At 44.3% G+C, this 19,618-nt stretch carries 15 protein-coding genes; 12 read left to right on the forward strand and 3 right to left on the reverse strand.

Going from position 1 to position 19,618, the window contains the following annotated elements; translation table 11 throughout:
* The first annotated feature begins 73 nt into the window (after nt 1-73).
* From ACR63N_RS04820 to ACR63N_RS04845, 6 genes are all read left to right on the forward strand, one after another.
* Nucleotides 74-1,486 (forward strand): tetratricopeptide repeat protein, encoded by a 1,413-nt coding sequence (locus tag ACR63N_RS04820; RefSeq protein WP_472782536.1) that lies wholly within the window; start codon nt 74-76, stop codon nt 1,484-1,486.
* A gap of 67 nt (nt 1,487-1,553) precedes the next feature.
* Complete coding sequence (locus tag ACR63N_RS04825) at nt 1,554-3,161, forward strand: 3-deoxy-D-manno-octulosonic acid transferase (RefSeq protein WP_472782537.1); 1,608 nt, start codon at nt 1,554-1,556, stop codon at nt 3,159-3,161.
* Nucleotides 3,158-3,958, forward strand: coding sequence for a 16S rRNA (uracil(1498)-N(3))-methyltransferase (locus ACR63N_RS04830; RefSeq protein WP_367103574.1), 801 nt, complete (start codon nt 3,158-3,160; stop codon nt 3,956-3,958). The genes ACR63N_RS04825 and ACR63N_RS04830 overlap by 4 nt, the downstream gene beginning before the upstream one ends.
* A gap of 224 nt (nt 3,959-4,182) precedes the next feature.
* Nucleotides 4,183-5,325 carry an extracellular solute-binding protein gene (locus ACR63N_RS04835; RefSeq protein WP_367108644.1) on the forward strand — a complete coding sequence of 381 codons (1,143 nt, stop codon included), beginning with the start codon at nt 4,183-4,185 and terminating at the stop codon, nt 5,323-5,325.
* Nucleotides 5,326-5,486: 161 nt separating this feature from the next.
* The gene (locus ACR63N_RS04840) at nt 5,487-7,094 is read left to right on the forward strand and encodes an ABC transporter permease (RefSeq protein WP_472782714.1); all 1,608 of its coding nucleotides are present in this window, start codon (nt 5,487-5,489) and stop codon (nt 7,092-7,094) included.
* Nucleotides 7,095-7,411: 317 nt separating this feature from the next.
* Complete coding sequence (locus ACR63N_RS04845) at nt 7,412-8,593, forward strand: ABC transporter ATP-binding protein (protein ID WP_472782715.1); 1,182 nt, start codon at nt 7,412-7,414, stop codon at nt 8,591-8,593.
* 42 nt (nt 8,594-8,635) lie between these two features.
* On the opposite strand, the gene ACR63N_RS04850 is transcribed toward ACR63N_RS04845, so the two are convergent.
* On the reverse strand, nt 8,636-9,472 hold the full coding sequence (locus ACR63N_RS04850) for a methyltransferase domain-containing protein (protein WP_367106150.1): 837 nt from the start codon (nt 9,470-9,472) through the stop codon (nt 8,636-8,638).
* Between the two features lie 60 nt (nt 9,473-9,532).
* Nucleotides 9,533-9,808: a hypothetical protein gene (locus ACR63N_RS04855; RefSeq protein WP_367106149.1), complete on the reverse strand. Its 276-nt coding sequence runs from the start codon at nt 9,806-9,808 to the stop codon at nt 9,533-9,535.
* 203 nt (nt 9,809-10,011) lie between these two features.
* On the opposite strand from ACR63N_RS04855, the gene ACR63N_RS04860 reads away from it, so the two are divergent.
* From ACR63N_RS04860 to ACR63N_RS04885, 6 genes are all read left to right on the forward strand, one after another.
* The gene (locus ACR63N_RS04860; protein ID WP_367106148.1) at nt 10,012-11,718 is read left to right on the forward strand and encodes an alpha/beta hydrolase family protein; all 1,707 of its coding nucleotides are present in this window, start codon (nt 10,012-10,014) and stop codon (nt 11,716-11,718) included.
* 463 nt (nt 11,719-12,181) lie between these two features.
* Nucleotides 12,182-14,962 carry a DNA gyrase subunit A gene (gene gyrA / locus ACR63N_RS04865; RefSeq protein ID WP_367103569.1) on the forward strand — a complete coding sequence of 927 codons (2,781 nt, stop codon included), beginning with the start codon at nt 12,182-12,184 and terminating at the stop codon, nt 14,960-14,962.
* A gap of 163 nt (nt 14,963-15,125) precedes the next feature.
* A complete protein-coding gene (rarD, locus tag ACR63N_RS04870; protein WP_367103568.1) occupies nt 15,126-16,196 on the forward strand; it encodes an EamA family transporter RarD in 1,071 nt (356 codons plus the stop codon).
* A 200-nt stretch (nt 16,197-16,396) separates the two neighbouring features.
* The gene (locus ACR63N_RS04875; RefSeq protein WP_367103567.1) at nt 16,397-17,065 is read left to right on the forward strand and encodes a glutathione S-transferase; all 669 of its coding nucleotides are present in this window, start codon (nt 16,397-16,399) and stop codon (nt 17,063-17,065) included.
* Nucleotides 17,066-17,130: 65 nt separating this feature from the next.
* Entirely contained in the window at nt 17,131-17,358 is a 228-nt protein-coding gene (locus ACR63N_RS04880) for a hypothetical protein (RefSeq protein ID WP_367103566.1), read from the forward strand.
* Between the two features lie 3 nt (nt 17,359-17,361).
* A complete protein-coding gene (locus tag ACR63N_RS04885; RefSeq protein WP_367106147.1) occupies nt 17,362-18,549 on the forward strand; it encodes an MBL fold metallo-hydrolase in 1,188 nt (395 codons plus the stop codon).
* A gap of 71 nt (nt 18,550-18,620) precedes the next feature.
* Here ACR63N_RS04885 and ACR63N_RS04890 read toward each other — a convergent pair whose 3' ends face one another.
* The gene (locus tag ACR63N_RS04890; RefSeq protein WP_367106146.1) at nt 18,621-19,586 is read right to left on the reverse strand and encodes an ATP-binding protein; all 966 of its coding nucleotides are present in this window, start codon (nt 19,584-19,586) and stop codon (nt 18,621-18,623) included.
* Nucleotides 19,587-19,618 lie beyond the last annotated feature (32 nt).

A 19,618-nucleotide genomic window follows, 5' to 3' on the forward strand; every position in this document is an offset into this window, starting at 1 on the left:
AATTAAATATAGTTACTTAGCAAATATAATGAATAATTATTTTGATCCACCTTTTGAAGGATGTCCTACTTTTATGTCCGCTACCTCTGCTCCTGCCATGACTAAAACATCTTTAAGCACTATGGCTGAAAACTATTGGCAAGATTTTATAGCGGCGCGTCCCATGGCAGGCGGCATAGCTTATGAGGCGCAGTTACGAGACTGCCAACTAGATGAGACGCTGATAAGTTTACAGCGCGTGGATATGCTCATCACTCACATACGCCGCGAGCGCATGAAGAAAAACATTTTGCATGAGGATATGCTAGTAGCGGATGAGCGTTATCGTCGCTTGCTACTATTTTTAGCGTTTTATGCTGGGCGAGTGCTGGCCAAGCAGTGGCAAAGCGAGCCGCAATGGTATGATCAGCTTCAGATCCATAACTATTATCCTAAGCTACCGCTGGCTGCTGACGACTTTTATCAACAAATGGCAATGAAGTATCGTGATTCTAAAGAACTTGCTGATAACGAGCTTTTTTTTGCTTTAGAGCCTATAGGGCTGCGTTTATTTGGTAGCGCAGATAGAAAGTTTATGTCTGTACAAGGTGGAACAGTGGCAAGCGGCTTGTATCAAGCGGTTAAAATGCGTCTGCCAAACTTCAATCAGTCTGCTATTTTGATAGAGTCAAACGTAGATCAGACGGTAGCTACAAATTTGAAGAAGCGGCCTATAGAAAACCAATCTGCGTCTCAAAATGGAAATGATGAAGATTTAGCAACCCACTTAGCATCCAACACAATATCTGAAACAGCACCTAGCGCTATTTATCAAGATAAAACGCCTCAAGATAAGACGCTAAAACCGATGCCGGACATTTTTAATCAGTTGTTGGTAGAGTTAGATAAGATTGAAATACCGCAAAACGCAGGTAATGAGGATTATCGGCAGGCTTGTCAAATGTTAGATCAGTTTGAGGACCATATTGCGCAGCAGAAAAAACCGCGCACGCAAGTGATGTTTTCTAAAGAGCATGAACAAGCACGCCTGCAAGCACTAAAGAAGCTTACGCAGGCGGCAAATGATGGTCATACCGGTGCAATGTTACGTCTAGCGATGTATGAGCTATTAGGCGAGGGTCTGATGGTAGATAGTACTATAGCTTACGACGAAACGGACAAACAGGTAGACATGGAGGCAGGCGTTGTTTGGGTCAAAAAAGCAGCTAACCATGCAGCTGATAGTAAAGATAGCCGCGCTCAGCGTTTATTGAGTAAAATGTATTACCAAGGAATAGGCGTGCCGCAAGATATTGAGAGTGGCAAGTATTGGCTTGAGCAAGCGGCAGCCAACGGTCATGACGAGGCGGCGCAAGTGATCGCTTCACTCCAACAAGCACAGCTGCTGATCACGACCAAACAAGCAGAGCAGCATAGTATTAAACGCTATCAGTTGCTCATTGCTGCTATAGTCATAGGTGCATTGCTGCTACTGATCTTTGTATAAAGTTTGATTAATTATTCATAAAATCTATCCGTACTTTATCTCTTAAACTATTAATCCGAGCTTTTTCATGTCATCTTCTCACACGTCCTCTTCCGAGCAACTGCCGCGCTTATCGCTTATGCCACCTTGGTACTATCGGTTTATTATCACTATTTTAAAACCTTTGTACCGGATACAGGTATGGCGCCGCTCGCACAAGCGCGACAACTATCATCAAGAGGTGGCACAGCGCTTTGGTAAACATTATCCGCCGCGTCCTACAGCTAGCATTGTCGACAACGTTGCCGATAATACTGACAACAATATTATCAACAACAAAGTCATTTGGTGTCATGCCGTCTCTTTAGGGGAGACCAATACTGCCGCGCCGCTTTTAGATGCTCTGCTAGCAAAAGGCTATCGAATTTGGCTGACCAATACCACTCAGACTGGGTTTGCGCGCGGAGCTAGCCGCTTTGCTGATGAGATCGCACAAGGGCGCATGAGCCACAGCTATGTTCCTGTTGATAGCCCAGCGGTGATAGAGACTTTCCTAGCGCATGTGCAGCCCATAGCCGCGTTATTTGTTGAAACCGAGCTGTGGGCCAATATTCTTGCCATCCTATCGCAAAAAAACATTGCAAGTATTTTGGTCAATGGCCGGTTGTCCGAGGCGTCCTTTATGCGCTATCAAAAGATTAGCGCGGTAAGTACCAGCATGATGCAGAATCTAACCCTGATTATCGCGCAAGACGAGGACTCAGCGAAACGGTTTCGACAACTAGGAGCGCAAAGCGCGCAAATACGCGTTGCCGGGTCTTTGAAATGGGTCATTAATACACCACAAACTATCATGCCGCAAATGAATAGTACAAATAATAAAAACCCTGCTGAGCTACAGCCTGTTGAACAAAACCCTACTGAACAAGTAATAAGTGCATCAGCTAATGAGCTAAACACGCTAGCAAATCGTCCAGTATGGATAGCGGCCAGTACGCACAGCGGCGAGGAGGAGACTGCGCTTATATGGCAACAGCAATTATTAGCCGTAGCAGAGCTTAAGGAGACGTTATTGATTATTGTGCCACGTCATCCTGAGCGTTTCGACGAGGTGGCAAGCCTCATTGAGCAATCAGGATTACAGATGGCGCGGCGTAGTCAAGAAGATGCACTCACAGCGCAAACGCAAGTGTATTTGGCAGATACTATGGGGGAGCTGATGCATTGGTATGCTCAGGCCAATGTGGCGTTAGTTGGTGGCTCTTTAGTCGATATTGGTGGCCACAATCCAGTAGAACCGACTAGCGTAGCCACTCCAGTACTGATGGGTAGATACACACAATCGTGTCAAAGCGTGGTCGATAAGCTGGCAAGCGTGGGAGCGTTATATCAGCCCGATAATGAATTCTATCAGGCTATTGAAACTTTTGGTAATTCACCGCCACAAGCGAATCAAGCGGTACCAAACAAGGAGCAGTCGCAGCATTCAAAGGATATCGACTCACAGGATGCTGAGCTTATTTATCAGCAGTTGCAGTTTTGGCTTAGTCATTTGCAAGTAGCAAAGCAAGCGGGGCAGGCAGGCAAACATCTAACCACTCAGCAGCAGTTAGTATTGACGCGCCAGTTGTCTATGATAGAGACTACCATTGAAAAAACTGGCGGCAAAAAAGCTGTAAGCGATGAGACGTTATGAATTGTATAGTATTACCAAAAGCTAATTTTACCCAGACTGCTGCTCAGATCCATAACCCGGCACAAATTGAGCATATAATCAAAGTACTGGGTCTAAAAGTCGGTGATGTCTTAAAAATAGGTCAGCTGGATGGCAACTTAGGTACCGCCATAATTGATAAAATTGCTGCCGATACTATTCAGCTAAGTGATGTTCAACTTGATATAGCACCGCCGCCAAAGTTAGAGGTTACAGTCATCTTAGCCTTGCCGCGTCCTAAAGTCTTGCGCCGCCTAATAATGGATATGACGGCGTTAGGCGTGCGCGATATTGTGCTTATAAACAGCTATCGCACGCAAAAAAGCTACTGGCAAAGCCCAATGCTGGCGCGCATGGATGAATTTATACTAGAGGGGCTACAACAAGGAGTCGATACGGTAGCGCCTACTATTAGCCTACAAAAACGCTTTAAACCTTTTGTCGAAGATAATCTTGCCAGTCTTATTAGCACCAGTCTTATTAGCAAGAGTGCGGTAGTGGCCCATCCTTATAGTGAGCTATCCTTTGTCCAATATTTACAGCAGCTAGAGTCATCATCAGAATCTAATGCATCTATAAAAGCTGACTCTGTAAAAACTATCTTACCAAGCGTGGTTTGCATTGGTAGCGAGGGCGGTTGGATTGATTATGAGATCAATTTATTAGCCGCTCAAGGCTGTCAGGCAGTTAGTATCGGCTCTCGAATACTGCGTACCGAAGCGGCGGTCAATGTTATGCTTGGGCAATGGCTACTGCATAGTCAAAACAGTAATACATAACTGCAACTAAGGCCATGACAGATGAGCAAAGCTAAGGCACAAGTGAGATAAAAATCAGTGACAATCTCCTAAAATAACTTAGAAGGTTAGTTTCAATAAATGATTGATAATTAATATCATTTGCATTAGTATATCGTTTACGTTTACTTGCCATTATTTAATCCAATAATGAGTCGTTATTGTATTCTAATCCCTCTATTTGTATCACGGTTACGGAGAATATCATGTCATTAAATATGGCTACCGCACACCCTTTATCTAATCGCTCTATTAAAGCTGGTTTATCTGTTGCTGTATGTAGCATGATGCTAGGTCTAGCAGGTTGTAATAACGCTAATGATACCTCAAGTACTACTGAGACAACAGATACGCCCGTAACTACTGAGCAAAATGAGGGCACAGATGCGACTACTGCCAATAATGATCAAAATAATCAGACAGTGACCATTTATTCATCCCGTAACGAACAATTAATCAAGCCTTTATTAGATAAATATACCGAAGAGACAGGCGTTAATATTGAGCTTGTCACCGATAGTACCGGCCCTTTAATGGCACGTTTGGAAGCTGAAGGTCAGAATACGCCAGCCGATATGTTGTTGACAGTTGATGCTGGTAATCTGTGGCAAGCGGCGCAGCAAGGTCTATTGCAGCCTGTTGCCTCTGAGGTTTTAGAGAGCAATGTACCGGCAAAATACCGTGATCCGGATGGCAATTGGACAGGGCTATCACTACGTGCGCGGACGATATTTTATGATCCGAGCAAAGTAGATGCCTCCGAGCTGTCCACTTATGCTGATCTTGCCGATCCAAAATGGAAAGGTAAGCTGTGTCTGCGTACCTCAAAAAAGGTGTATAATCAATCGCTGGTTGCTAGTATGATTGAGCATTTGGGTGCAGACAGAACGGAGGAGATCATACGCGGCTGGGTTGATAACTTAGCTACGGATGTTTTTAGTGATGATACCAGTATGCTCGAGGCTATTGCTGCCGGTCAGTGTGAGGTAGGTGTTGCCAATAGCTATTACTATGGCCGTATTCTTGATGAAAATCCTGATTTCCCAGTAGAGATATTTTGGGCCAATCAAGATACTACAGGCACTCATGTCAACGTATCGGGTGCAGGCGTAATAGCAAGTTCAGACAATCCAGATGGTGCGCTTAAGCTTATGGAATGGTTGTCATCCGACGAAGCGCAAGGTATTTATGCCAGCTCTGACAAAGAGTTTCCAGTAAAAGAGGGCGTTGATGAGTCAGATATGCTCAGATCTTGGGGTCAGTTCAAACAAGACGATATAAATGTACAAAAATTTGGTGCCCTGCAAACTGAGGCGATCCAAATGATGGATAAAGCTGGTTATAAATAAGCTATTTAGACGGTACAATAAAGCTCACACATAGTGAGCTTTGGAAGTCAGAAGTCAGATAAGGTGTCTGATAAAGGTGATGATCTATTATGGTAATGACAAAAGCGCCTACTACTAAGGACAATACTGTCGATCAACATAATGCTGCCAGTGACATCTATATGGTCAGCAAAGATCATACCATCCAAAAGCGTATCCTCTCGAAATCAGTCCTAGGGCTGATTTCGTTGTTTATGCTGATACCGATTTTGATTGTGCTGTTATCATGGACGCAGCCTGTCGCTGACATTTGGGAGCACATGACAGATTATGTGCTGCCACAAGTGCTCAAAAATACCGCTATTTTATTGATAATGGTCACCGTTATTGCTGGTAGTATCGGCACCTTACTGGCTTGGGTGACGAGCATGTACCGTTTCCCCGGGCAGCGGTTTTTTGCGTGGGCGTTGATGCTACCGCTGGCTATGCCGGCTTATGTGCTGGCTTTTGTTACTGTTGGTATCGTTGATTTCAGCGGCCCTTTGCAGACGGCGCTGCGTGATATGGGTATTAGTACGGGTATCCCTTCTGTACGCAATGTCTGGGGCGCAGGGCTTATATTGTCATTAGCTTTTTATCCTTATGTCTATTTGCTTGCCCGCCAAGCGTTTTTGTCGCAAGGTCGCCGCGCTATTGAAGCTGGCCAGATGCTAGGGCTTAACCGCAGCCAAGTGTTGTTTCGTTTGGCTTTACCGCAAGCACTACCTTGGATCATTGGCGGCTTGTTGCTTGCCAGTATGGAGGCTTTGGCAGATTTTGGTGCGGTATCGGTATTTAACGTCGATACTTTTACCACTGCCATTTATAAAGCTTGGTTTGGGTTTTTTAGTCTAACTACCGCCGCGCAGCTGGCAGCGTTATTGATAGGCGTGGTCTTTATCGTGGTATTGTTCGAGCAGTATTGGCAGGCAAGGCGCGGTAATCCAGAAGCGCAAGGCAGCAAACGCCGCTTGGAGACTAGCACGCCTGCCAAGCTTGCCATGACGCTGCTATGTACCACCGTATTTTTGATTGCTTTTTTAGTACCGTTTTTGCAGCTGATCTATTGGACAGCAATGAATTTTCGCCAAGATTTTGATGCGCGTTACATTGATTTTGTGACCAACAGTTTAATGATTGCCAGTATGACCACGCTACTGATTGCCTTTTTAGCGATTATTGTGGCATGGATTAAGCGTCAATATACTGACAAATCGACCAAGATTATGACCACTTTGGCCAATTTAGGTTATGTGGTGCCGGGTACCGTCTTAGCTGTAGGTGTATTTATTCCTATCGCTTGGCTTGACAATCAAATGATCGCTATTGGACTTACCTCGCAGCAAGTGTTGTCAGGTAGCGTGATTGTTATGCTATTAGCCCTCTCAACACGCTTTATGACGGTCAGCTTTCAGCCTATAGATCGTCAGCTGCAGCGCTTAACGGTTAATCAAGAAGCGGCGGCAAAATTGTTAAGTGACAGTGCTTTACAGCGCTGGCGCCAAGTAGTGTTACCGGTGCTCAAACCTGGTATGTTGACCGCTTTATTGATGGGCTTTGTAGAAGTAATGAAAGAGATGCCGATCACCCTTATGACCCGGCGTCAAGGCTGGGATACGCTGGCGGTGCGAGTATTCGAGATGACCAGTGAAGGCATGTGGGGACGCGCGGCATTGCCAAGCCTACTGATCGTACTCGTGGGATTGCTTCCTGTATGGATATTGCTGCGTCAAAGTGACAAAAATGGCTAGTTAACCAATCAAGAGCATTCACGTCATAGCTGTAGAACCACTATGTTTTTCCAATTATTAATAGCTCACTGGTAATAATTATGTATACTGACTTGATCGACGAAAAAGCAAGTAGTAAAGACCAAAGCACGGCAGATACTAAGGCATGGCTCAATGAGAGCCAAAACGATAAAAGTGCTAAAGCCACTAGTAGTATACCAACGTCTGTGCCAGCGTCAATAATAGTGGATCATCATACCCGTCAAAAACACCGATCATCGAAACACCGATTATCAAAACATCAGTCATCGAAACATAGTCACGACTATAAAAAACAAATAGCAGACCCAATCGACGAAAACCCTTATTTTAACGTTAGCAATTTAGTGGTGGGTTATGATGATATAACTATCGTCGATGGGTTGTCGCTCACTTTGCAACAGGGTGAGATTGGTTGCTTTTTGGGCTATAGTGGCTGTGGTAAAACGACCGCTCTACGCGCTATTGCAGGATTGGAACCCACGCGTCAAGGTACTATTAGTCTAAACAATCAGCGCTTAACGGAGAAAAACGAGCGTACTTCTTTTGCCGTAGCGCCTGCCAAACGCGGTATGGGTATGGTGTTCCAAGATTATGCATTGTTTGGTCATTTAACAGTCGCCAAAAACATCGCTTTCGGTCTTAACAGCTGGCCTGCCACCGATAAAAAGGCGCGAGTGGCGGAGATGCTCACGCTAGTTGGTTTAACCAAACATGCCAACAAGCGTCCAGCTGAGCTTTCAGGAGGTCAGCAGCAGCGCGTGGCACTAGCGCGCGCCTTAGCGCCCAAACCCAAGCTATTATTGCTCGATGAGCCATTTTCAAACCTTGATGTGGTACTGCGTGAGTCGCTGGCTATGAGCGTGCGTGACATTCTAAAACGCACCCATACGACGGCTATATTAGTTACTCATGATCAAAACGAAGCTTTTGCTATAGCCGATAAAGTTGGCGTTATGCATAAAGGCGAGCTAGTACAGTGGGCAACGCCAAGCGAGCTGTACCACGAACCTGTCAGCCCTTTTGTTGCTGAGTTTGTGGGTGAGGGCGCGATGATAGATGGCATCATTAAAGAAGGTCATGTTGAGACCGCGCTTGGTGATATTTATCGGCGTATGGAGGTTTATGATGCCTCAGGTCAGCCGCAGTACTGCGAATATGATTACCCTAACGGCACCCCGATCAAGGTCTTGGTACGCCCCGATGATATTATTCATGATGATGATAGTACCCAGACTGCGTTAGTGATCGGACGCGTCTTTCGCGGTGCCAACTATCTGTATCGCTTGCAACTTGACGATGGTCAAACGGTTTTATCGCTAGTAGCCAGCCATCACAATCATGAAATTGGCAGTCATATTGGTATTTTGCCTTTGCTGGAGCACGTAGTGGTATTTGATGAAAAAGACATCAACGCTACCACGTGGTCAGAATATGATAAACCGCTTAGTAGCTCTCGATTAAATACGCCTCTTACTTAAAACGGTCTTATAGTTAAAGAAAGAGCGAATGGTAAGAAAAGATTAGCCGCTACAAGTTGCCATAATGTGTAAATAACGCCCAAGCCACTTATAAGGCGCTTGGCGCGAATAGCGCAGCTCCATGCGAATGACCGCTTCAGGATCGTTGTGACCGCCGCGCTTCAATGGCGCATAATCATGAAAGACCCGTAGCCCACTCTCTAGCACTATTTTATAATCATGCTGTTGTAACCAAGACTCAACTTCTAAGCGCGCAACCGGATGATTAGGGGTCAGGCTTTTCTTATTATCTGCTTGGTAATCGGTTTTATCCAGTAAGTTAAAATTGCCCATAATTAAATTACGATAATCAAAGCTGGCTGGATTATAAAAACACAATGACAATACGCCGTTAATGCTTAAATACTGATCAAAAAAATCCATAATTGCTGCAGGTTTTGCCAGCCATTCAAGCAGCGCGTGACACAGTATCAAATCAAATTCATCAGTAGCCAGCTTGTCCTTGAGTTCTTGGTAAGGACAGACGTACCAAGTAATATCAAGGCTAGTACCAACTCGGTCTGCCGCCGTCTTTGCTTGTTTTTTGGCTTTGGTAAGCATGTTCTCTGAGATATCGTTAATCACCAAACTATGACCCTGCTCAGCAAGCGCTATAGCAATCTGTGCCAGCCCCGCGCCCACATCTAAAATACGTAGCGGACGTCCCAGATTTACGCTCATCTGCTCAGTATATTCAAAGATATCACGGCGCAGTACCGCTAGCCTGATCTCGCCTTTGAGACCACCATAAACCTTTTTTTCAAAGTGATCGGCGATGGCATCAAAGCTGCGATCACTGCGCTTATCCGCTACTAGTGTCTGATCTTTTTCGTTTATCATTGCTTTTATATCTACTGTCTTTATGTATATTGATACGAGTGGCAAATTTAAAAAAGTTACTTAACGCTGCCGTTTAATGACCCACTGAAAGATCAATTTAGATATGGTAATCACCACAAATACCACTCCGATAAATACCCAAATACCCGTATCTAGCAATTGTTCTCGATAAGCCTGCGCCAAATAAGCAGACAAACCCATAGCTACTAGCAGCGAACCCCAGCGAATAAAAGGTAGAGAGCGATAATTATGAGTGGGGAAGCGGTACGCATAGTCGCTTGAAAAGCTGTACAGCACCATTGCTAATATCCAGATGATAGCAAGAAAGGTATCCATATAATTGCCTGTGTAATAATTATTTATCTAAGAAATACTGAGTAGGCAACGAATAGATATGACGGTTGCTCACAAAGTATGTAGTAGCTTTTTATAACCTTTTACGGTATAAACAGTAGGGTGCAAGACACAATATTTGTTAGATCTTGCCGATTAAGAAGTCTATATCACTTTTTGTGTAAATACTGCTAAGGATAGCAATTATGACCATATCTGAACCTACCTCTCAAAATAGACTCGTCACCAATAAACTTACCGTTACTACTAACAAACCCATTATGACCCGCGGCTTACTATCGTTAGCCGTTGCTAGTAGTTTGTTGCTAGTAGGCTGCGGCGATGACAACGATAGCACAACGGTCATCGAGTATGTAACCAGTGTTGAGCCTATTAGCGCTTTTAATAAGATCCAAATAGACAGCGCATTTGGTCTTGCAAACACCGCAACTCCTACCGCCAAGTGCGATATCACCATAGAAAAGGTCAGTTATCAAACCAAAGGCGCGGCAGGCGAAAATACCAATGCCACAGCCGCCCTTATGCTGCCAAGTGGCGATAGCGCTGATTGCCAAGGCGATCGGCCGATATTGCTATATGCTCACGGCACCACTACCGATAAAGACTATGACTTTAGTCAAGTCGCTAATCCTCAAAACCCAGCAGCAGGTGAGGCCACTTCAATAGCAGCCAACTTTGCAGCACAAGGTTATATCGTGGTTGCGCCTAACTACGCAGGCTACGATGACTCAAATCTTGATTATCACCCTTATCTGGTCGCTGACCAACAATCCACCGATATGATTGATGCGTTAGACAACGCGCGCTCAATCATTGATCAGCAGCAACGCGCTAATAATACCAATTATACTGATATCAGCGACTCAGGTGAGCTGTTTTTGAGCGGTTATTCACAAGGTGGTTATGTGGCTATGGCAACCGCCAGACAATTGGAGCAAGATAATAGATCAGTTACTGCTATAGCACCGCTATCAGGACCTTATGCATTAGCGGCCTTTGGTGATGCGATATTCTTGGGCAATGTAAATATTGGCGCAACTCGATTTGCACCGCTATTAGCCACAGGTCTACAAGAAAAGTACGGTAATCTGTATCGCAATACTACAGAAATTTTTACTGCAAATTATGCCAATACTCAGCTGCCAAGTTTGCTAAGTTTTGCAGAGCTGGTGCAAGCCAATCAATTGCCTGATAATGCGTTATTCGAAGCAAAGCCCACCAATAACTCTGTCATTGATAACTTACCTATAAGTGAGCTGCCCTTTGCATTTTTAGGTTTTGACGATGAAAACTATCTTATCAGAACTGATTTTCGCGCCGCTTATGTCGCAGATAGCTTGCAAAATCCTGATGGTTTGGTACCAGAGATTACTAATGGACTGACCGCTGCTAATCCCAAAAATAACTTGCGTAAAGCACTAAAAGATAATGATTTACGCGGCTATGTACCTACTATGCCAACGCTTCTGTGCGGCGGCAATCAAGATCCAACCGTGTTTTATGACTTAAATACAGGTTCTATGTCTGCCATACTGCAACAATTGAGTGCGCAAAACCCACAAGCTAAGCTCAATATTTCCGTGTTAGATGTTGATGCGACTAATACAGCGAGTCGTCCCGACCAAATGACCTTCACCATGATTGGCGGGGCATCAATGAACCAGTGGGATGCCAATACCGTGGTGACTGACGTACAAAGCAGATTTGCTAATACCTATCAGCAAATTTCTACAGCCGCTTATACACAAGCTCTTGACGCAGGTCTAAGCTCCGAACAGGCGCAACAAGCTGCAGCCGCTACTATACTAGCTCGCTACCATGGTGGATTAGTAAGTAGCGCTTGTACCAACGCCACACGTCAGTTCTTTGATCAAGAGTTTACTCAGTCGTAAAGCCTTGAATAAGTAAAGTGTTGAGCAATTATCGGCATGAAAGTAGATAGCTTTATCTAAAACTGTACTCGTTTGAGTGCAGTTTTTTAATGTATGATAGGGTATAAATCGTACAAAAGTATAAGGGTAAACGGCCGGTTAATAAAGATTAAAATATTGCAGAAACTGGCTTATTAAATATAGAAAGAATACCCATAGTATTTACGTCTAGTAAGCTGATTTGCTTACTCTTAATAGCATACAGATGCCCCTAAACCAGCAAAATTGTGTTAAAATAACGTCTTTTATTTAACATTAAAACTATCATCATCTCCCCCAAGATTTTTCATGAATTATAGTGCCGTTTTACCCAACGCAGCTATGAATGTAAGTACTAATGAAACATATTTAGTATTTAGAGGCGCGGATAAATAGTTATAAATCATAAGCAATCAATAAAGCGGATGTGAGTGAAGGAGTGTATATGAGCGAGTCGGTCAGTCCTATTGGCATCGTAGATGAGTTGAAGCAATCCTATTTGGATTATGCGATGAGCGTGATTGTCTCGCGCGCGCTGCCTGATGTCCGTGATGGCTTCAAGCCGGTACACCGCCGGGTGATGTACGCCATGCATGTGTTATCTAACGATTATAATAAGCCTTATAAAAAATCGGCACGTGTGGTTGGCGACGTCATCGGTAAATACCATCCGCACGGTGATAGCGCCGTTTATGATGCTATTGTGCGTATGGCGCAGGATTTTAGTTTGCGTTATCCCATGGTTGATGGTCAAGGTAACTTTGGTTCAATTGACGATGATCCACCAGCAGCGATGCGCTATACCGAAGTGCGCATGACCAAGCTGACCCATCAGATGTTAGCCGATTTGGACAAAGATACTGTCGATTGGGAAGATAACTACGATGGTTCTGAGCGTATGCCCAGCGTATTGCCTGCGCGCGTGCCTAACTTATTGGTTAATGGTGCGACGGGTATCGCCGTCGGTATGGCGACCAATATGGCGCCGCACAACCTAACTGAGGTCATTAATGCTTGTCTAGCGTACGCTGAAAACCCGCAGATATCAGCTGAGGAGCTGATGACGTATATCTCAGGCCCCGATTTTCCAACTGGCGGTATTATTTATGGCCGTGCCGGGATTTTAGACGCTTATCGTACTGGTAAAGGACGCTTGCATGTGCGCGGTCGCTACATCATTGAGCCAATGAGCGATACTGGTGTCAACCGAGATCGTGAGCGTATTGTGTTTACCGAAGTCCCTTATCAGGCCAACAAAGCTAAGCTTATTGAGCGTATTGCAGAGCTGGTACGCGACAAAAAAATAGAAGGTATCACTGAGATTCGTGACGAGTCTGATAAAGACGGTATGCGTATCGCTATTGATTTGCGCCGCGGTGAAACGGCAGAAGTGATCGTTAACAATCTATTTTTGCAGACTCCGCTTGAGACCAGCTTTAGTATCAATATGGTGGCACTTGATAATGGTCAGCCCAAATTATTGACCTTGCGTCAGCTGATCGCAGCGTTTGTACGCCATCGTCAAGAAGTAGTGACCCGCCGTACTATCTTTGAGCTTAATAAAGCTCGTGTACGTGGGCATTTGCTTGAAGGTTTGACGGTTGCATTAGCCAATATCGATGAGATTATTGCAGCGATTAAAGAGTCTGCCAATCGCGGTGAGGCGCGTGAAAGCCTGCTTAATACAACTTGGGGTTCAGGTAGTGTGGTGGCGATGCTAGAAGCTGCTGGCAGCCAGTCGGTACGTCCTGACTACATAGAAGGCGAAGATCCTCAAGCGCCGTTTGGTTTGATTGAAAGCGGTATTGCAGGCGAGAAAAGCTATCGTTTATCACTTGATCAGGTCAACGCGATTTTAGAGATGCAGTTGCACCGTTTGACTGGCCTTGAGCAAGATAAGTTAACTGAAGAATATCAGGATCTACTGCGTGAAATTGCAAATTTAGAGTCAATCTTGGGTGATTTTAGTAAGCTTATGACCATTATCTCAAACGAGCTGATTGAGATTCGTGATAACTTTGGTGATGAGCGCCGTACGGATATTATCGATTCGCGCAACGATTTTAGCCGTGAAGATTTAATTCCTGAGCAAACAGTGGTAATGACAGTTTCGCGTACCGGTTACGCAAAAACCCAGCCTATCAACGATTATGTCGCACAAAAACGCGGCGGTAAGGGTAAGTCTGCCACCGCAATGAAAGAGGATGATGTGATTGATCATTTGGTAGTCACCTCCACCCATGCAACAGTACTGTGTTTTACCGATACTGGCCGAGTCTTTAGTCTACGTGGTTTTGAGGTACCTATCGCCAGTCGCGGCGCGCGTGGTCGACCGCTAGTTAACCTCATTGGCCTCAACGGTGATGAGTCGGTAACAACGATTTTACCGATACCGCAAATGAGCGCTGATATCAAAGATCACTTTGTGTTCTTTGCCACAGCCAACGGCACCGTAAAGCGGGTAGAGCTGGAACAGTTCGCTAGTATCCGCTCCAACGGTCTGATTGCTATTGGTTTAGAGGACGATGACAAACTAATCAGCGCTCATATTACTGATGGTAGTCAAGATGTGATGCTGTTTGCTTCAAGTGGTAAAGCGATTCGCTTTGATGAAAATGACGCTCGCTCTATGGGCCGTACTGCTAAAGGCGTGCGCGGTATGCGTCTCGCTGATGATGAGTTTATCAAGTCACTAGTAGTGATTGAAGATGATGTACGAGAAATCTTGATTGCTTGCGAAAACGGTTATGGTAAGCGCACCTTAATTGAGGAATTTAACACCCAAAATCGCGGTGGCGGCGGCGTTATCGCTATCAAAACCAGCAAACGTAATGGTGCTTTAGTACGTGCAACTAAGGTTGAGCCTGAAGATGATATTATCCTAATCTCAGATAAAGGCACTTTAGTACGTACGCCAGTCGAACATGTCGCCAGCGCTGGTCGTAATACGCAAGGGGTTACCTTGATTCGTTTGTCAAAAGATGAAAAACTGGTGTCAATGGCACGAGTTGAGCACGAAGAAAGCGATAATGCTTTAATCGATGCGATGAGAGAAGACGGCACCTTTGAGCCTGAAACTGGTGAGCAAAAGAACGTGGACGCCATGACTGATAGTGATGCACTTAGCGATATTAATGAGAGCATTGATATCGCAAATGATTACCAGTTAGAAGACAATTTAGATAATCGAGCAGGCAATGTAGAAGACAGCACTGATGATGAGTAAGCGTCTGTTATAATCTTCTGGTATAGATAGTTTACGCAGTAATTATCTCGATAAAATTTTAGTGAAGAGCCTCTAACGTTAGCGTTGGAGGTTTTTGTTTATTTTTAATAAATACTAACTCTTAATAAATACTAATAAAGTCATAATTTTGAAGGCTGTTGTTATGCTCACTACCAATCAAACCTTTCAAGGAACCGTAGCAGCGGTAGTTTCAAACTTTTTATTCTCGCTGCTGTTTTTATTTGGACTGTTTATGCAGCCCTTATCGGGTACGCAGGTGGCTTCATGGCGCGTGCTAATGATGCTTTTGAGCTTGGTTTTTTTGGTAAGTGCAACTAGACAATGGCAACATATTTTTGATTACCTAAAAACCCTAAGAAACGCCAAAGAGTGGCTATTATTTATATTGCCAACGCCCATATTAGGCGGGCAAATCTGGTTGTTTATGTGGGGACCAGTTAATGGTCTAGGGCTAGACGTCACCTTGGGTTATTTTTTATTGCCACTGGTGATGATATTGGTTGGACGCTTTTTTTACCGTGAGCACATGAGCACGCTACAGTGGCTAGCGGCATTATTGGCAGCTATAGGTATTGGCTACGATATCATCCAATACGGAACCATATCATGGGCGACATTATTTGTATGCTTGGGCTATCCGCCTTATTATTTATTAAGGCGTAAGTTAGCAGTACCGCCGATTACTGGTTTGCTCTCTGATTTGGTGTTACTTACGCCAGTAGTATTGATCATGCTGCTGGTCAGTGGCGGCTTTAGTGCTGCGATAGAGGCCAGTAAGTTTTGGTATTTACTACCGCTACTAGGGGCTTTTAGTGCCCTTGCGATGTCGCTGACGATGGTTGCCAGTAGTAAATTGCCCGTCTCGTTGTTTGGTACCTTATGCTATCTTGAGCCGATATTTTTGTTTATATTCTCCTTGACTATTCTAAGTCAAAGTGTCGATGAAGGTGGTTCTTTATTTATGTATGGTATGATCTTTGCCGCTCTTATGGTCATGATTATGGACAGCGCGCTTGGCTACTTATCACGTCGCCGCAGCGATCGTCTGCATGGTTACAACGAACCACAAGTAGGCAGTTTCCCGCCGCGTCAACGCCTAAAAAATCGCCGTATAAAAGGGATTTTAAGAGCGCACCGATTCCGCAAAATTCGTCGTTATCAAAAGCGCATGGATAGAATTAGACGCAATGCTCAGCTTTTTGATTCTAAATAAGAGCCTATTATAAACAGATACGTTTACGCAAAAACCTGGACTATTACTCTGACTGTACAGGTACTTTTTTAATCAAACAGTTACTCCTATATAGTATGAAAGGACGTTTAACTGCGTTATTATCAAAGACAGACAAGGGTATAATGCTTCTTGCCTTATACCAAAATCGTTTATTACTCTTTTATTATTAGGATGACTCTATGCTACACCTTCACCACTTAGAAAACTCGCGCTCGTTTCGTATCATATGGTTATTAGAAGAATTAGAAGTCGAGTATCAATTAACTTGTTATGAGCGAACTAAGGCTTATTTGGCACCCGATAATCTCAAAAAGATTCATCCGCTTGGTCATGCGCCTATTTTAGAAGTAAATGAACGTCCATTGATTGAATCCGGCTTTATTATCGAATATCTGCTTAAGCATTACGATAAAGAGCATCAGTTCAAACCCACCGAGGATAATGAAAGCGCATGGGAAGATTATACTTTTTGGCTACATTTTGCCGAAGCTTCCGTTATGCCGTTACTAGTCATGCGTTTGGTGTTTACCAAAGTGGTTGAGCGATCACCTATGCTGATCAGACCTGTTAGTAAGGGGATTCAAAAGCAGGTTGAGAATAGTATGATTGAGAGTAACTTGACTACTATGCTAAATATGATGGAGCAACAACTCCAGCACAACCATTGGTTCGCAGGAGAAGCCTTTAGTGCCGCTGATATACAAATGCATTTTGTAGTGGTGGCTGCTAAGGCGCGCGCAGGTTTGAGCAGCGGTAATTACGCTAATTTACTCAACTGGCTTAAACGCTGTGAAGAGCGTCCAGCTTTTAAACGTAGCGAAGAGAAGGGCGGACGCCTACAGTTTTAAGTAAAAAAGATGATCTATAAAAATTATAGCTGCCGTGATAGATACAATTTTAACAAGGTGAGGCAATGAGAGACTCAAACGAGACAAACAGAAGGCTGGTAGACCAAGAGCGCACTGACCCTCAGCCCGTATCGATTAAAGCTTGGTCACAAAAGCTGCTGGTTGCACTGCTTTGTGTGGCAAGCTTTTATGGGGGCTGGAAGTCGCATGAGTCCAATATGGTCAATCAATGTGTAGCAAGCGGTGGGCAAGTCATCGAAGGTGACAAAACCATATTATGCGATTTGTCATAAGCTATGTTACAACTCACCTTTTTAGGCACCTCAGCAGGCGTTCCGACCAAACAGCGCAACGTTACTGCGCTGGCCGTTGAGTGCTTAAATCCTTATCTATCAGGCTCCAAGCAGCATAGCAAGAAACACCGACCATGGCTGCTCATTGACTGCGGCGAGGGCACACAGCAGCAGCTATTACATACTAAATTGTCCTTGCATCAGCTGAGCGCTATCTGTATTACCCATGTACATGGCGACCACTGCTATGGTCTACCAGGTTTGCTCGCCAGTGCCGCGATGTCAGGACGGCGTGAGGCGATGACGATTATTGCGCCAAAAGCTATCGAAAAATTCCTTGAGGCTATCAAGCTTACGACTCAGCTGTACTTTCCTTTTGCTATTCATTTTATAGCGATTGAAGCGTTATTGAACCGAAAAGATGTTCAAGATAAAGGCATAAATAAAGACAATGGTAAAAGCACAACTAAAGATACAGCTAATAGAAGATTTACCATTGCCTTAAGTGCGCAGCACAGGCTGGATATTGATATTCATCCCTTATCCCATCGTGTGCCTTCTTATGGTTTTGGACTTACGCAGATCATTAGTCGCCGTACGCTTGATACCGATAAACTACAAGCAGATGGCATCGCTGCCGGTCCAATATGGGGCAAGCTACAACAAGGTAAAGATGTCTATATTGATGATGATACTGACACTGGCTTTGATACTGAAGGACGTCAACTCCTGCGTTCAGCGAATTATGTGCATAATGAGCAGATAGGTACTCGTATAGTCGTCGCTGGCGATAATGATACCCCGGATTGCTTGGCAAATGCGTTAAAAGACACGGATTTATTGGTTCATGAAGGCACTTATACCTCTGAGGTTTTAGCCACTATCCAAGCCAAAATTCATGGAGAAAGTGCAGATTCTGCCGCTGCTTTTGATCCGATGCACAGCAGCGCGCGCCAAGTTGGTAGGTTTGCACAAGAGTATGGTTTGCAAAATCTTATCCTAACTCACTTTAGCGCTCGCTACCAAAGCTTTGATAATCCTGATAGCGATACCGCAAACATGGGGCATATTCGGATGGATGCTCAAAGCGTTTACCATGGCAATCTGTGGCTGGCTGCCGACTTTGATCAGTATTTAGTAAATGGTGCGGCTGATGAGCAGGTGGAATATTTAGGTTTAGCGAAAGCTTAGACACGCTAAAAAAGTACGTGGCAGAAAGCGTATCAACTTCATTAAGATTAACTGTATAGCTGAGCTGAAAGTCACTTCACTGCATCAAAATCATCACCTTCAGCTGCCAGCAGCTTTTTACCGCTCCAATAACGACTAAACTGATAAGCGATACGCCCTGAACGGCCGCCACGCTCTGAAGCCCAGCGTAGCGCTTCGGCTCTAATAGTCTCAGGTAGCTCTTTATTAGAGGCAAAATCATCAACACTAAAGGCTCCATCGTCATTATTATTTGGCATTTGCGCCATTTGCATCTTTAAGTAATGCTGCACAATTTGCAAATAAGTTTGCTGATTCATCGGATGAAAGGATAGCCAGAGACCAAAACGATCGGACAAAGAGACCGTCTCATCGATGGTCTCATAAGGATTAACCTCATCAGTTTGTCCATCATAAATGCTGATATTATCTTTCATCATCTGTGGTAATAGATGACGGCGATTACTGGTAGCGTACACCAAAATGTTATCTTGTTCAGAATCAAGCGCCCCATCAAGGACGCTTTTGAGCGTACGATAACTCTCATCTTGACCATTAAACGCCAAATCATCGCAGTAGACAATGTAACGACAAGCGCAATCAGTGGGTAGCTCATTAATAGCTGCGCGAATCTTATCAAGCACTACCAAATCATCACGCGCAATCTCAATAATCCGTAATCCCTCACTATGATAAGCTTGCAATAACGCTCGAATTAAAGATGATTTACCCGCACCACGTGTACCTGTCATCAGCACATGATTGGCTGGATAGCCTTTTAAAAACTGACGGGTATTTTGTACCAGCTTGGATTTTTGGGTATCGATACCTTGCAGGTCATCCAAACTCAAAAACAGATTAACCGCTAATGGCTCTAGGTGGCCCGTACGACCGCCAACCCAGCGATAAGCCAATTGTTCAGGGTCAATCTCGATAGCAGGCGTTACTCGCTGCTGCAAATACTGTTGGAGTAGCTTTAATAAAGGAGCAGGCAGAGCATAGTTGGATAAATCAGACATAGTTATTTTATTACTTATAAGTATTTAAGATA

It is taken from the genome of Psychrobacter sp. M4 (assembly GCF_055699795.1).